Here is a 15,255-nt window from a genome sequence, read left to right as displayed (position 1 = left end):
GGCCCGCTTCCAGCGTGTCGTAATCAATGTTGCCAAGCGAGGGCAGCTTGGTGCCCGGCCCGATGGAACCGACCACGTAGCGGTGCCGTCCGTCGGAAAAGCTTTCCGCCGCCTCGCGCGCCAGATGGGCGGCGGTGCGGTTGATCTCACGCGCGCGGTCGGCCAGCCCGAACTCACCCAGCGTTATGGGTGTGCCGCCAAAGCTGTTGGTCTCCACCATGTCCGCCCCGGCCTCGAAATAGCCACGGTGGATTTCACGCACCAGTTCGGGGCGGGAAAGGTTCAGGATTTCGGTGCAGTTTTCCTGCCCCCAGTAATCACGTTCCACTTCCAGATCCAGAAGCTGCACGCGTGAACCCATGCCGCCATCACAAAGCAGAACCTGTTCACGAAGGGCGTCAAGGAGATGGGGGCGAGTGGTCATTGTTATCCTGAAAGTCTCATGGCGGGACGGGACAGCAGGCATGGGCCGTGGTCATGGCCCGAATATCCGGCCCTGTATTGCCCGGTGTATGTCTGGTACTCTTTATTCCCCCAACTTCCAGCCGGTGTCCAGTATCATTGCCGGAGGGGAGGCAATGTCCGGCCCCGCCCCGGTGAATGGAGACAGTCATGACCGCCGATGGGCGCATCCCCCTGGAATTCCTGACGGACACGAGCGGTCTGGTCCCGCGCCCGGACACCCTGCTCGTGACCGGGACTGACGGAATTCCCGCCCATGGCTGGGCCGGGGTGGTTGTGGTGGCCGCCCGGCCCGCAACCGCATTCGGGCACATGACGGGCTGCCAGTGCTGCACAGGGCGCGGCGGGACGGTTGCCGCGACACTGGGGGATGTGTTCCGCCAGCGCGCCACGGGGGGGCTGAAATGGTTCGCGCGCGTGGCGGTGCTGCCGCCCGTGGGGCAGGCGCAGGCATGGCGCGCGGCATTGCGGGGGGATGTGCTGGTGGGCGCGCGTTTTGCCATGCCCGACGCCTGAACGGGCGCGAAAACCACCCCCGTTAAGGAACCCTTCAGCTTTCTGCCCCTAGGTTTGGCCACCGTAAGGACCACAACCAGCAGGGCGGAAGGGGTGCCGTGGGGCAGACAGACCACTCAGCGGACCCGGCCGCCAGCGGGCAGGCGGCATCGCGCCACACGCCGGAACAGATCAGGCTGCAGGCCGTGCTGTGCGCGGCGCGCTTCCATGGCATGGCGCTTGACGTGCGTGATTTTATCGCTGCGACAGATGAAAGCTCCCCCTCCATTCCCGTGCTGATGCGCTGGGTGGAGGAAAATGGCGGCACCGCCCGTGGCCTGCACCTGCACTGGCGCGCGCTGGTGCGCATGCGCGACATGCCGCCGGTGGTGCTGATGTTCGCCGATGGCTCGGCGGGGCTTATGGTCGGCGCGGATGAGGCACGCGGCGTGGTCTGGCTGGCCGACCCGTTCGCCAGCCCCGACGCCGCCCCCGTGGCGGTCAATGAACTGCGCCTGCGCGGGGTCTGGACCGGGGCCGTGCTGCTCGTGCGCGGTGCGCGCGCCGGTACGGTGGTGGAGCCGCCAGTCGATTTCGCGTGGCTGCGCGGGCTGGTGCTGGGGGAACGGCGACTGCTGCGCGATGTGGTCATCGCATCCATGGCCATAAGCATCCTGGCGGTTTTTCCCCCGCTTATCGTGATGCAGGTGATCGATCGGGTGGTGAACTTCCACTCCATGGCCACGCTGGTTTCCCTGACCGGGCTGGTGGGGGTCATGGCGTTTTACGAAATCCTGCTGACCCATGCCCGGCGCGAGATCACGCTGGTGCTGACCACCCGGCTTGATACGCGCATCTCGCTTGCGGTGTTCGACCGGCTCCTTGCCCTGCCGCTGGAGTTTTTCGAGCGCGAGCAGGCGGGCAACGTGATCGGCCGGGTCGGGGCCATCTACCGGGTGCGGCAGTTCATGACCGGCCGGCTGCTCAATACCTTCCTTGACCTGTTCACGCTGCTGGTTGTGCTGCCGTTCCTGTTCTGGCTCAGCCTGCCGCTGGCATGGATGACGCTGGCGGCGGCGGGGCTGATCGGGGCGGTCATTGTGGTGGCGATGCCCGCCATGGCGCGGCTCGTGGCCCGGCAGGTCCGCGCCGAGATGGACCGCAGCGCCGCCCTGCATGAAACCGTTGCGGGTATCCGTACGGTCAAGACACTGGCGCTGGAGCCGGTGCGCAGGGAAGTGTGGGACGAAAAGACCGCCAGCGTCGTCGCCGCCTCGCTGGATGCGGGGCGCATGGGCAACTGGGTGGCCACCGCCGTCATGCCGCTGGACCTGTTCATCAATCGCGGCATCATCCTGGTCGGGGCCTATCTTGCCATTACCGCCACCACATCGGGGCTGGAGGCGGGGGCACTCATGGCGTTCGCGATGCTGGGCGGGCGCGTGGCCGCCCCGCTTGTCAGCATGGCGCGGCTGATCGATGACCTGAACGAAGTGCGCAGCGCACTGGCCGAGGCAGGTTCCGTGCTCAACCGCCCGACCGAGACCCGCGCGCTCACCACTGGCCTGCGCCCGCCCATAAGCGGGGCGCTGTCCTTTGCCGATGTCGGCTTTACCTATCCCGGTGCGGCTGCGCCCGCGCTGTCCGATATTACGTTTTCCGTGCCCGCGGGGACGATGCTGGGCCTTGTCGGGCGCAGTGGTTCGGGCAAGTCTACCATCACCCGGCTGCTGCAGGGGGTCAGCCGGGGCTATACCGGGCACCTGCGGCTGGATGGAGTGGACCTGCGTGAAATCAACCTGACCTACCTGCGCCGTTCATGCGGGGTGGTGCTGCAGGACAACTTCCTGTTTCGCGGCACCATCCGCGACAACATCATTGCCGGTCGTCCCGGCCTGACGCTGGAGGATGTGGTGCGTGCCGCACGCCTGGCAGGGGCGGAGGAGTTCATCGAGCGCATGCCCGCAGGCTACGATACGTGGATCGAGGAAGGCTCGACCAACATCTCGGGCGGCCAGCGCCAGCGTCTTGCCATCGCGCGCGCGGTGATTTCCGACCCGCGCCTCCTGATCCTTGATGAAGCGACCTCCGCCCTCGATCCCGAAAGTGAGGCCGTGGTCAACGCCAACCTGCGCCATCTGGCTCATGGGCGGACCATGGTGATCGTGTCGCACCGCCTTGCCTCGCTGGTGGATTGCAACCGGATCTGCGTGCTGGACCGGGGGCATGTGGTCGATATCGGCACCCATGCCGAACTGCTGGCGCGCTGTGACCTCTACCGCACGTTATGGATGCAGCAGAACCGCCTGCACGAAACGGGGGGCGATGATGAACCACCCCCGCCCGTACCCCATGAATGCGGAGATGCGGCATGAACGGGCAGGAACGCGAACTCTCCCCCGCACCGGGGCCGGAGGGGGATGGCCCGGCGGCGCTGCCGACCGTCGTCCCACCTGGGGCGCAGGCACCGGCCGACATGCCGCCCGAACTGCTGGCCTTCTATTCCCCCAGCGCGGCACTGATCGAACTGCCGCCATCGGACGCGGCGCGCTACGTGGTCTGGATCGTGGCGGCCCTGGTCGCGGCGGGGCTGGTGGTGATGACGTTCTTCCCGCTGGACCGGGTGGTCAGTGTCAACGGCAGGCTCAGCCCGTTTGACGATACCATGGTCCTCCAGCCGCTGGAGACCGCAATCATCCGCTCCATTGACGTGCATGAAGGTGACCGGGTGCACAAGGGGCAGGTGCTGGCCCGCCTTGACCCGACCATGACCGATGCGGATGTCAACAACCTGCGCAGGCAGGTTACGGCCTACCGTGCGGAGGTCGCCCGCCGCACGGCGGAGGCGACCGGCCAGCCCTATGCCCCGGATGTAAAGGACCCTGCATCGGTGCAGGAAGCGGCGGCCTACCTGCGCAGGCAGGCGGAATACAATGCCCAGATGGCCAGCTACGACCGCCAGATCGCAGGGCTGGAAAGTGAACTGCAGGGCCATGAGGCAAGTGCCGCGCTCTACGCCGCCCGCGCCCGTGTCGCGCGTGATGTGCAGGACATGCGCCTGCGCCTCCAGCACGAACAGGTGGGCAGCCGCCTGTCCACGCTGGCAGCGCAGGATACATTGATGGAAGTGGTGCGCGCGCAGGTCGCCGCCCGGCATGATGCCGAAAGCACCCGCGCCCGGCTGGACGCCATGAAGGCCCAGCGTGATGGCTACGCCAGCAACTGGCACGCCACGGTCTATCAGGATCTGGCGCTGGCCCAGCACCGGCTGGCCGATGCCGATGGCAGCTACAGCAAGGCCATGCTGCACCATGACCTGATCGTCATGCGCGCCGGGCGCGACGGGGTGGTGCTCAGCATCGCGCATCTGTCCACCGGGTCCGTCATTACCGCCGCGTCCGCGCTGATGACGCTGGTGCCGCTGGGTGGCCATCTGGATGTGGAAGCCAGCCTGCGCGGTGTGGATGCGGGCTATGTGCGCACGGGTGACAGGGCATTGCTGAAATTCGCGGCCTTTCCCTACACCCAGTACGGCGGGGCGGAGGCAAGCGTGCGTGTCATCAGCGCCGATTCGTTCGATACCCGCAATCCCCCGACGGAGCGCGAGGCCCGGCAGGGCGATGATGGCGCGCCTGATCCGCAGGCGGCCTATTACCGCGTGCGCCTGTCCATTGACCGCTACACCCTGCATGGGGTGCCGCCTTTCTTCCAGCCGCAGCCCGGCATGCCGGTAGAGGCTGACATTCATGTCGGGCGGCGAACCATGATGCAGTACCTGCTCAACCGCCTGATCCCCGCCGTGACCAACGGCATGCGCGAACCCTGAGCGGGCGGCGTCCGGTGCGCGGGTTCCTGTCTGGCCTGGCGGGGGGGCTGTCTTCCACCGCGCGTTTGCGGCGTGCGTGCCGCATGCTCGAACATGAAGCGCGCGCGGCACGGGGCTTCGCCCTGCTGGGCACGCTTGCGCAGGAGGGAATGATCGCAGCGCAGTATCAGGTGGCCCGCGCCTATCTGGAGGGAACCGGCGTGCCCCGCAGCCCCGTGGAGGGCGTGCGCTGGATGCACACCGCCGCCAGCGCGGGCCATGCGGAGGCCGGGTTTTCACTGGCACTCATGCTGCTGGTCGATCCGCCCCACCGGCAGGGGGCGGACGGGTTGCTGCCCGTCACCCTGCCCGAGGGGCTGGAACGCTGGCCCGACCCGGTAGCGGCCACCGGCTGGGCAGGCCGCGCGGCGCAGGCGGGCCTGCCCGAGGCACAGGCCCTGTATGGCTATCTGCTGGCCACGGGACCGGAGGGCGTGCGCGACCCGCAGGCGGCGCGGGCATGGTGCATGCGCGCGGCAGATGCGGGGTGCCCGCAGGGTGACCTTGGGCTGGCGGTGACCCATCTTTCAGCGGGCGGCGTGCCGGGTTCCGACCCTGATGCGCTGGCCGCCCTGACCCGCGCGGCGGAATACGGCCTGCCTACGGCGCAGTACATGTTGGGCCTGCTGCATGAACGTGGCTGGGGCCTGCCGCCTGATGGTGCATGTGCGGCAGGCTGGTACGCCCGTGCCGCCGACAGTGGCGTGCGGCCCGCGCAGGCGCGCTATGGTGCGCTGCTGCTGCGCGGCGGAACCGGCACCCCGCGTGATGTCATGGCCGCCGAGACATGGCTGCGCCGCGCGGCCCTTGCCGGTGACCGGGAGGCGGCGGCCCTGCTGGGGGATCTGCATATCCATGGTGAAGCCGCCATTGCAGGCGATCATGAGGCAGTGAAATGGTACCGCATGGCGGCGCAGCAGGACCATGCCATGGCGTGCCGCATGCTGGCGTTTCTTCACAGGCACGGGCGCGGGGTCGCGGCGGATGCCACGCAGGCCCGCATCTGGCTGGAACGGGCCTGCGCGCTGGGCGATGTCGCGGCCATGACGGATCTGGCGGCGGCTTTCATGGCGCAGGAGGCAGACACGACTATGGCCAGCCCCCCGGCCATTGATTTCGCGCCAGCGGCACGGGCGGGAGATCCGGTCGCGGCGTTCAACCTTGCGGTCAGCCTGCATGCGGGTATGGGGTGCGCGCCCCGGCCGGGGCAGGCGGTGGTGTGGATGGAACGCGCCGCCCGGGGTGGGGTGGTCAATGCGCAGTACTGGCTGGGGCGCATGCTGCTGGGTGGTGAGGGCGTGGAGGCCGATGCAGTGCGCGCCCGCCACTGGCTGGAACAGGCTGCCCATCACGGCCTGCCGGAAGCCTGTCTGGTTGCGGCGCAACTCCGGCTGGAGGGGCGCGGCGGCCCGCGTGACCATGCCGGGGCGCTGGCGCTGTACCACGCGGCGGCTGATGCGGGGCGGGTGGAAGCCCTGTTTTCCCTTGGCGCAATGTATGGCGGTGGGCACGACATAACGCCCGATCGCACGCGCGCCCTGCACTGGTTCCGCCTTGGCGCGGCGCGTGGCCATGCGCTGTCGCAGCTTATGCTCGGGCGTTATCTGGCCCGTGGCCTGGCCGGTGCCGTGGATGCCGCGCAGGCCCGGCACTGGTTCGGGCAGGCGGCGGCACAGGGGCTGGCGGCGGCCCGGTCCGAACTGGCGCGCATGGATGCAGGTCATGCCGCCACCTGATCCGGCCATGCCGGGGGCCGACATGCTGGCGGCCATGCGCCATGCGCGGGTGCTGGCAGGACAGGGGCGGCATGCGCTGGCCCGTGCGTGGATGGAGCGCGCGACCCGACTGGCCCCGGCGGATGACGCGGTGCGCTACGCACTGGCGGCGGCCCGTCTGGGCGCCGGTGATGGCGCGGGTGCCGCCAGTGCGGTGGAAGCGGTCATGGAACGTGGAGCGTTCCGCGCGGGGTCGCGGCTGCTGGTGCTGGCCTGTTGCATGGCGGGCGCATGGGCGCGGGCGGCGGCGGAACTGGGGCATTTTTTCAGCATATACGGATATGATCCGGCGCTGCGCGTTGCCGCTGGCCTTGTCTGCCAGCGCATGGCCCTGCCGGGCTGGTGCGCGCTGGACCCGGATGGCGGGCTGCACTGGGGCGGCCTGCCCGATGGGACATGCCCGGAGGTCAGGCTGGACGGGCGCAGGGTCCGCCTGCCCGGCACCACCCCGGAGCATGCGGTCCTGCCGCCGCGCTGGCGCCGCGCGCGTGACATCATGGTGACCCATGATGGCACGGTGCTGCTGGGTGGTCGCCCGGACAGCGCGGCATTGTGCCGCGTGACAGGCGCGTTGTGGCCGGAAGAACAGGGCATCGCGGGCTGGGTTTTCATGCCTGCCCGGCCGGAGCACTGCCCGACACTTTATGTGGAAGATGCACGGGGACGGCGGCCGCTGGCCCTGTCCGGCACCATACGGGAGGGCATCAACGGTCCCGGCCTGCCGGTATGGGGGTTTGGTGTGGCATGGCCGGAACTTGCGCCCCATGGCGCCGTGCGGGTCGTGACCGGGGCAGGGCAGGATGTGACCGGCTCCCCCCTGCCGGTGCGCCTGCCGCGGGCGCGGCGCGTGTTTCCCGCACCGAATATCCGCAGGGTCGCGCCCGTGCGGGTGCCGCCCCGGGCCGCCTGCTGCCGGGTGGTCATTCCGGTCTATGCCGACCGGGCGCGCACGCTGGCCTGTCTGGACAGTGTGTATCAGAGCCTTCCACTGTGTGTGGCAGGCGCGGGGGTAGAGGTCATGGTAGTGGATGACGCCACGCCCGATCCCCTGCTGGCGCGCGCCTTGGACAAGCATGCGGCACAGGGGCGTATTACCCTGCGGCGGCATGTGACCAACAGCGGTTATCCCGCGGCGGTCAATACGGCGCTGGCCGATGCGCAGGGCATGGATGTCGTCCTGCTCAATAGCGATACGCTGGTTGCGTCCGGCTGGCTGGATGAAATGCTGCGCGTGGCCTATGCGCGTGCCGATACGGGCACGGTCTCGCCCCTTTCCAACGATGCCTCGATCCTGACATGGCCGGACCCGGCCCGGCCACGACCGCTGGCCGGGGGGCTGGAGGTGGTGCGCCACCTCATGGCCACGGCGCTGCGTGCCAATGGCGGCCGGGATGTGGACATTCCCACTGCCCATGGGTTTTGCATGCTGGTCCGCCACGACTGCCTGCGCCAGATCGGCCTTTTTCGCCCGGAGCTGTTCGGGCGGGGATATGGGGAGGAAAATGATTTTTCCATGCGCGCCCGGCTGGCGGGCTGGCGGCACCGGGCGGCTCCCGGTGTGTTCGTGGGGCATGTGGGGGGTGCCTCCTTCGGCGGTGCGCGCCCGGCGTTGCAGCAGCGCAACCTGTGGGTGCTGAACCGGCTTTTTCCCGGTTATGACGCGCTGGTGCGGGCACATGTCAGGGCCGACCCGCTGGCGGCGGCACGGCAGCGTCTTTCCCTGCTGGTCTGGCGCGCGGCAGGCGTGGGATTGCGCGGCGCGGTGCTGCTGCTCACCCATGCCGGGGCGGGTGGGGTTGGCCGGGTCGTGGCCCGCCGTGCCCGGATGTGGCAGGCCGGGCGGCTGCTGCCGGTCGTGCTCACCCCCGCGCCGGGCGGGTTCGTGCTTGATGATGGCAGGGAGGGGGGTGACTGCCCGCCACTTACCTTCGAATGGCCGCGTCATGCGCCCGTGCTTGTCGCGCTGCTGCGCGCGCTGGGGCTGGCGCGGATCGAGGTGCACCATCATCTGGGCCATGGCGGGCGGGTGCGCGAATTATGCACGCTGCTGGGCCGTGAACTGGGGGTGCGGTACGACCGCCATGTGCATGATTATGCCGGTATCTGCCCGCGCATCACGCTGGTTGGTCCCGCGGGCCGATACTGTGGTGAGCCGGATGTGGCGGAATGCCGGGCCTGTATCCGCACGCTGGGCGCGCTGGGTGATGAGGCGGATGTGGAGCGCCTGCGCCGGGATACGGCGCGCGATCTGGCCGGTGCGCGGCGTGTGATCGTGCCCTGCGCTGATGTGGCGCGCAGGCTGGGGCGGTATTTCCCTGCCATTGGCTGCAACATACGCCCGCTGGAAGATGACCGCCCCGGTCAGGATCTGGCCCGTTTCTCGGCGGCGCGGAGTGATCTCCCGGCTTCCGGCCTGCCGCCGCCCACGGGGCGGTGCCGGGTTGTGGTGGTGGGCGCGATCGGCCCGGAAAAGGGGCATGGCGTGCTGCTGGCCGCCGCGCGTGACGCCATGGCGCGTGACCTGCCGCTGGAGTTCATGGTGGTGGGCCATACCTGCGATGATGCGCCCCTGCTGGAAACCGGGCATGTCTTCATTACCGGCCCGTACGAAGCGGAGGATGCGGTGGGGCTTGTGCGCGGCTGCGCCGGGCAGGTCGGTTTTGTGCCCTCCCTCTGTCCGGAGACATGGTGCTTTACCCTGACCCTGCTGTGGCAGGCGGGGCTGCGCAGCGTGGCCTTTGACCTTGGCGCACCTGCCGCGCGCATCCGGGCGACGGGGCGCGGTGCCTGCGTGCCGCCGGGGCTGTCCGTTCACCAATTAAATACGTTTTTGCTGTCTTATGCCCGGGTCCGCTCATGACCACAGCAAAGAGGCCCGCCTTGTTCCCCATGTCTCCACCCGGCTGGCGCAGGCCGTCCCCCTTCCGTCAGGGGGAGGGCTGATCATGGAAATCCAGCCCGATGTCGCCCCCGCCGGGCCAGCGGGTGCGCTACAGGCCAGCGCCCGGCTTGTCCGGCTGGAAGCTGGCACGTACTGCATCTTCCACGCAGCAGCGCAGGTGGCCATGCCCCCCGGTCGTGTATCGGGCATGCGGATCACTCCCCCGCCGGGCGTGGCGGATGTGCGGGTCAGCACATTTGACGCGGATGGCTGGATTGGCGCGCAGGGCGGGGCGGCGCTGGTGCGGGTGCCCGCCCATGGCGGCGCGGTGCTGGTCACCACCTATCGTGACGGGACGGAAAGCACCGACCTGCCAGGGGTGCAGGTGGTGCGGCTGTCCGGCCCCGGTCTGCCCGCGCAGATGCCCGCATCCGCGCCGCAGGGGAATGATCCCGTGGTCAGGCAGGCGGAGGAAGGCGGCATGGTCGCCCATATCCAGCGCCGGGGCGACGTAAGGGCCGCACTGGGGGAGTGGATGGGCACATGTGGTAGCGGCCAGTGGGTGGAGGGATTTTCCATCCAGCCCTCAGCCGGGGTTGCCGCGTGCGATCTGGAATATCAGGCCATACTGGGTCAGGACTGGTTCTCGCCATGGGTTGAGGGCGGAGAATATTGCGGCAGCCGGGGCATGGCGCTGCCGGTGCTGGGGCTGCGCGTGCGGCTGAAGGGGGCGGCGGCAAAGGCGTTTCAATGCCATGTCGAGGCCAGTTTTACCGATGGCACCCGCCTTGGCCCGGTGGGGGATGGCCCCGTCATGGCCCCCGGCCTCGCCCCGCTTGAGGCCTTCCGCATCCAGATCCTGCCCCGTCCGGTCGAACAGCCACAGCCCCCCGTGGATATGGTGGAAAACGCGGCAGAACCCGCCCCGCCGGTGGCACGGGTGCGGCGCATGCGGCGGCCCGTTCCTGCCCGCGCGGTCGCGCCAGGCGACAGGGCCACACAGGTCACGACCGAAGATCGGGCGCCATGGTGGCGGCGCAGGCCGGCCCGTGACGTAACAGCCGCGCCCGTGCGCCACGGCCGGGCGTCCGGCCCTGCGAAACCATGAACCGGGGCGAGGGGAGGGGCTTATGAAATACCTGTTCGTGCACCAGAATTTTCCGGCCCAGTTCGTGCACCTGCTGCGAGACCTGCACAGGCAGGGCGGTAACGAGATTGTTTTCATAAGCGAGACGGGCCGCATGCAGATGCCCGGCGTGCGGCGGGTCTGTTACCGCCTGCCACCAGCCGCCCGGGTCGATGCCCCGGCCCCCGTGGGGGAACTGGCACGCGGCATGCAGCGCGCGGCGGAGGTGGCCCGCGCGGCGCGCACATTGCGCGGGCTGGGCTATGTGCCCGACATCATCATAGGCCACCATGGCTGGGGCGAGATGCTGGAACTGGGGGATGTGTACCCTGATGTGCCGATGCTGGGATATTATGAATTCTTCTATCACCCCACCGGCCTCGATGTCGGGTTCGACCCCGAATTTGCGCCCCAGCCCGACGTGGCCCCCCTTGTCCGCGCGCGTAACAGCCTGAACCTGCTGGCCCTTGCCGGGCCGGGCTGGGGGCATACGCCCACCCATTTCCAGCGCGCGACCTATCCCGAATGGGCGCGTGGCCGCCTGACCCTGCTGCCCGAAGGCGTGGATCTGGAAAAATGCGCCCCCGCCCCGCAGGCCCGTATGCAGCCCTTCACCATGGGGGACATCCATGTCCGGCCGGGTGAAAAACTGGTGACCTATGTGGCGCGTGATCTCGAACCCTATCGGGGCTTCCATGTCTTCATGCGCGCGTTGCCCCACATTCTGGGCACGCGGGCGGATACGCGGGTCATCATGGTGGGGGGGGATGGGGTCAGTTATGGCGGTCGCGCGCCCGGTGGGGGCACATGGCGGCAGCACATGCTGGCGGAACTGGGGGACAGGCTGGACCTGTCGCGGGTGCATTTTGCGGGCAGGGTGGACCATGGCAGTTTCCGCCGCCTGCTCCAGCGCTCGGATGCCCATGTGTACCTGACCTACCCGTTCGTGGTGTCATGGTCCCTGCGCGAAGCCATGGCCTGCGGCTGCGCCATTGTGGGAAGCCGGACCCCGCCGGTGGAGGAATTCGTGCACGACGGCCGCACCGCGCGGCTGGTGCCCTTCCTTGAACCCCGGCGCATTGCCGATGGGGTGCTGGAACTGCTGGAGGACCGTCGTCTGGCCCGCCGCCTGCGCATGCAGGTGCGCGCGCAGGCGGAGCAGGAGCTGGACATGCGCACCTACATGGCGCGCTATCATTCGCTGATCGGCCAGCTTGTCGCCTGCGGTGGCCGCCCCGCCCTGTCAGAGGTGGCCTGACCGCCGGGGCACGCGTCGTGCCCGGCGGGTGTGCACAGGCTTTATTTGGCCGCTACGGCCTTGACGGATTCAAGGATCGCCTCACCGGCGGCCTTCTTGTCGGCCCAGCCGGAAACCTTGACCCACTTGCCCTTTTCCAGGTCCTTGTAGCGGGTGAAGAAGTGCTCGATCTCCTTCAGCACGATCTCGGGCAGGTCCTCGAGCTTTTCCACCTTGGAATAATAGGGATGCACCTTGTCGTGCGGGACGCAGATGATCTTTTCGTCCTGCCCGCTCTCGTCTTCCATCTTCAGCATGCCGATGGGGCGCGCGCGCACCACGCAGCCCGGCACCACGGCGGCGGGCATCAGCACCAGCGCGTCGGTCGGGTCGCCATCAGCGGCCAGCGTGTTGGGAATGAAGCCATAGGCGGCCGGATAGACCATGGGCGTGAACAGGATGCGGTCCACCACCACGGCGCCGCTGTCCTTGTCGATTTCGTATTTGACGCCGGAACCCTGCGGAATCTCGATCACGACATTGATGTCGTTGGGTACATCCTTGCCGGGTGAAATCTTCGATACGTCCATTATGTCAGGCCTCCTGCCGCCTGTCTTTTTCATTACGTGCCGTGGCGCAGCCGCCCCGGCGTGATCTGACGGGGTGACCGTATAGCCCGCACCGATTTGTGCGCAAGTCATGTTCTGGTCCGCGCCCGCCCCGATGCGCCCGGGCGGGAACGCCGCCCCATGCCGCACCGGTGCGGCGGGGGTGTAAAAAATGCATGGAAAAGTGTGCATGGACCTTGCCAAATCCCTCCACATGCGCGAGATCAGGGGCTGCCTGCGCGCCCGTAGCTCAATTGGTTAGAGCGGGCCGCTCATAACGGCTTGGTTGCGGGTTCAAGTCCTGCCGGGCGCAGGCTTTCTAGCTTGCGGCATCATGGTCCGCCGCGCCGCGCGCCCATGCGGGCCATGCGCGTAATCTGCCACTTTATCATTCAGTTATCAGGAGCCGACCGTCATGGCCGCCACACAATATGTCTATGTGATGAAGGACCTGACCAAGGCGTATCCGGGTGGGCGTGAAGTCTTCAAGGGGATTACCCTGTCCTTCCTGCCCGGCGTCAAGATTGGCGTGCTGGGTGTCAACGGCGCCGGTAAGTCCACGCTGCTCAAGATCATGGCGGGCGTGGAAAAGGAATTCGGTGGCGAGGCATGGGCCGCCGAGGGCGCGCGCGTGGGTTACCTGGAGCAGGAACCCAAGCTGGATGAAAGCCTGACGGTTGGCGAGAACGTGGCGCTGGGCTTTGGCGAGCTGAAAAAGGCCGTGGACCGCTTCAACGAGATTTCGATGAAGTTCGCCGAACCCATGAGCGATGACGAAATGAACACCCTGCTGGCCGAACAGGCCGAACTGCAGGAAGTGATCGACGCGGGCGACGGCTGGGAACTGGACCGCAAGCTTGAAATCGCGCTTGAGGCCCTGCGCTGCCCGCCGGCTGACAGCCCGGTGGACAAGCTCTCCGGTGGTGAGCGCCGCCGCGTGGCCCTGTGCCGCCTGCTGCTGGAAAAGCCCGACCTGCTGCTGCTTGACGAACCGACCAACCACCTTGATGCCGAGAGCGTGTCGTGGCTGGAAAAGACCCTGCGTGACTATGAGGGCACGGTGATGGTCATTACCCATGACCGTTACTTCCTCGACAACGTCACCAACTGGATTCTCGAGCTTGAGCGCGGCCGTGGCTACCCGTTCGAGGGCAACTACTCCTCGTGGCTGACGCAGAAGCGCAAGCGCCTTGCGCAGGAAGAGAAAGAGGAAAGCGCCCGCCAGCGCGCCCTTGCGGCGGAGCAGGAATGGATCGGCTCCTCCCCCAAGGCACGTCAGGCCAAGAGCAAGTCCCGTATCGCCCGGTATGAGGAAATGCTGGCCCAGAATAACGAGAAGGCCAATGGCGTGGCCGATATCGTCATTCCGCCCGGCCCGCGCCTTGGCAGCACCGTGATCGAGGCGGAAGACCTGCGCAAGGGCTTCGGCAACCGCCTGCTGATCGATGACCTGAGCTTCAAGCTGCCGCCCGGCGGCATTGTGGGCGTGATCGGGCCGAACGGCGCGGGCAAGTCCACCCTGTTCAAGATGATCATGGGGCAGGAAACGCCCGATAGCGGGTCGCTGACCATTGGTGAGACGGTCAAGCTGGGTTACGTGGACCAGTCACGCTTCAGCCTGGATGACAACAAGACCGTGTGGGAGGAAATCTCCGGCGGGACCGATGTCATCTACCTTGGCAAGCGTGCGGTGCCGTCGCGTGCCTATGTGGGGGCCTTCAACTTCAAGGGGGCCGACCAGCAGAAGAAGGTGGGCGTGCTGTCGGGTGGTGAGCGCAACCGCGTGCATCTGGCCAAGATGCTGCGGCGCGAAAGCAATGTCATCCTGCTTGACGAACCGACCAATGACCTTGACGTCGATACCCTGCGCGCGCTGGAAGACGCGCTGGCGGAATTCGCGGGCTGCGCGGTCATCATCAGCCATGACCGCTGGTTCCTTGACCGTCTGGCAACGCATATCCTCGCCTTTGAGGGGGACAGCCACGTGGAATGGTTCGAGGGCAACTTCCAGGCTTATGAGGAAGACAAGCGCCGCCGCCTCGGTCCCGATGCGACCGAGCCGAGCCGGATCAAGTACCGCCCTATCGAACGCTGATTCCATTTGCCACCCGGCCCGTTATCTGCCTCAATAACCGCAGGTCGCAATCCCTGCCGTGACGGAGGCAGCCATGGGTGGCAGATGCCGCATACAGACAGGCCGATTACAGCTTGACCCGGTTTCGTGGGGGGATCTGGAGGATGTCGTCCGCCTCAAGTCCAGCGCCACGGTCACGGGGCGGCTGGCAGGCGGGGTATGCAACCGTATCCTGAGTGAGCGCGACATGATGACCGACCTCATGACATGGGGGCGTGAGGGTGTGGGCATGTTCACCGTGCGCCATCAGGGGCGGTTCATCGGGCTGGCGGGTGTGCAGCCTTCCACCATGTCGCCCGACTGTCACGAACTGCATTTCGCCATTTTTCCGCATGAACACCAAACCGGACTGTCCTGTCAGGCCACCAGCATGGCGCTGGCCTTTGCGCATGAGGGTGGGGTCAGGCGGGCCATTTCCTATGTGCGGGAAAACGATATTGTCGGCCGCCGGGTGCTTGGCAGCGCGGGTATGAGCGTGTGTGACAGCCAGCCCGATTCCTGTGGGCCGGATATCCTGCTCTACCAGAGCGTGCGCCCCGCAGGGGAAAACCCACGCCTGCATTAGGGCCGTGCGAAAACCGGAAGAAGTTTTGGTGAAGCTTTTTTCAAACAGCTTCAGGAAACGCCGCTTTTTTGAAAAAAAGTGGCACCCGGAAACTTTCAGGACTCATT

11 protein-coding genes and 1 tRNA gene are annotated in these 15,255 nt (G+C 67.4%); 10 read left to right on the top strand and 2 right to left on the bottom strand.

Features of this window, described 5'->3' with window-relative positions:
- Positions 1–424, bottom strand: a 424-nt coding sequence (locus DY926_RS16380; protein WP_186336209.1) for a homocysteine S-methyltransferase family protein, incomplete at its 3' end; no start/stop codon positions are given.
- A 188-nt stretch (positions 425–612) separates the two neighbouring features.
- On the opposite strand from DY926_RS16380, the gene DY926_RS17610 reads away from it, so the two are divergent.
- From DY926_RS17610 to DY926_RS16345, 7 genes are all read left to right on the top strand, one after another.
- Entirely contained in the window at positions 613–978 is a 366-nt protein-coding gene (locus DY926_RS17610; protein ID WP_186336208.1) for a hypothetical protein, read from the top strand.
- A 98-nt stretch (positions 979–1,076) separates the two neighbouring features.
- Positions 1,077–3,332 carry a peptidase domain-containing ABC transporter gene (locus DY926_RS16370; protein ID WP_116704314.1) on the top strand — a complete coding sequence of 752 codons (2,256 nt, stop codon included), beginning with the start codon at positions 1,077–1,079 and terminating at the stop codon, positions 3,330–3,332.
- Positions 3,329–4,783 carry an HlyD family type I secretion periplasmic adaptor subunit gene (locus DY926_RS16365; RefSeq protein ID WP_116704313.1) on the top strand — a complete coding sequence of 485 codons (1,455 nt, stop codon included), beginning with the start codon at positions 3,329–3,331 and terminating at the stop codon, positions 4,781–4,783. Before DY926_RS16370 ends, DY926_RS16365 begins: the two co-directional genes overlap by 4 nt.
- Positions 4,784–4,866: 83 nt before the next feature.
- Positions 4,867–6,558, top strand: a complete 1,692-nt coding sequence (locus DY926_RS16360; protein ID WP_116704324.1) for an SEL1-like repeat protein — start codon at positions 4,867–4,869, stop codon at positions 6,556–6,558.
- Entirely contained in the window at positions 6,455–9,457 is a 3,003-nt protein-coding gene (locus tag DY926_RS16355) for a glycosyltransferase (protein WP_241503283.1), read from the top strand. The genes DY926_RS16360 and DY926_RS16355 overlap by 104 nt, the downstream gene beginning before the upstream one ends.
- 85 nt (positions 9,458–9,542) lie before the next feature.
- Positions 9,543–10,586 carry a hypothetical protein gene (locus DY926_RS16350; protein ID WP_116704312.1) on the top strand — a complete coding sequence of 348 codons (1,044 nt, stop codon included), beginning with the start codon at positions 9,543–9,545 and terminating at the stop codon, positions 10,584–10,586.
- Between the two features lie 22 nt (positions 10,587–10,608).
- Complete coding sequence (locus DY926_RS16345) at positions 10,609–11,862, top strand: glycosyltransferase (RefSeq protein WP_116704311.1); 1,254 nt, start codon at positions 10,609–10,611, stop codon at positions 11,860–11,862.
- A 41-nt stretch (positions 11,863–11,903) separates the two neighbouring features.
- On the opposite strand, the gene ppa is transcribed toward DY926_RS16345, so the two are convergent.
- Positions 11,904–12,431 carry an inorganic diphosphatase gene (gene ppa, locus DY926_RS16340; protein ID WP_116704310.1) on the bottom strand — a complete coding sequence of 176 codons (528 nt, stop codon included), beginning with the start codon at positions 12,429–12,431 and terminating at the stop codon, positions 11,904–11,906.
- Positions 12,432–12,688: 257 nt separating this feature from the next.
- Between ppa and DY926_RS16335 the strand changes: the two genes are divergently transcribed.
- From DY926_RS16335 to DY926_RS16325, 3 genes are all read left to right on the top strand, one after another.
- Positions 12,689–12,762: transfer RNA gene (locus tag DY926_RS16335), tRNA-Ile, on the top strand.
- A 102-nt stretch (positions 12,763–12,864) separates the two neighbouring features.
- Positions 12,865–14,544 (top strand): energy-dependent translational throttle protein EttA, encoded by a 1,680-nt coding sequence (ettA, locus tag DY926_RS16330; RefSeq protein ID WP_116704309.1) that lies wholly within the window; start codon positions 12,865–12,867, stop codon positions 14,542–14,544.
- A gap of 73 nt (positions 14,545–14,617) precedes the next feature.
- The gene (locus DY926_RS16325) at positions 14,618–15,148 is read left to right on the top strand and encodes a GNAT family N-acetyltransferase (RefSeq protein ID WP_116704308.1); all 531 of its coding nucleotides are present in this window, start codon (positions 14,618–14,620) and stop codon (positions 15,146–15,148) included.
- Positions 15,149–15,255: the final 107 nt, after the last annotated feature.

Source organism: Komagataeibacter melaceti (assembly GCF_003403295.1).
GTDB classification, from domain to species: Bacteria; Pseudomonadota; Alphaproteobacteria; order Acetobacterales; family Acetobacteraceae; genus Komagataeibacter; species Komagataeibacter melaceti.
Note: the sequence above shows the minus strand (reverse complement) of the source record. Positions and strands in the feature narration are given on the sequence as shown.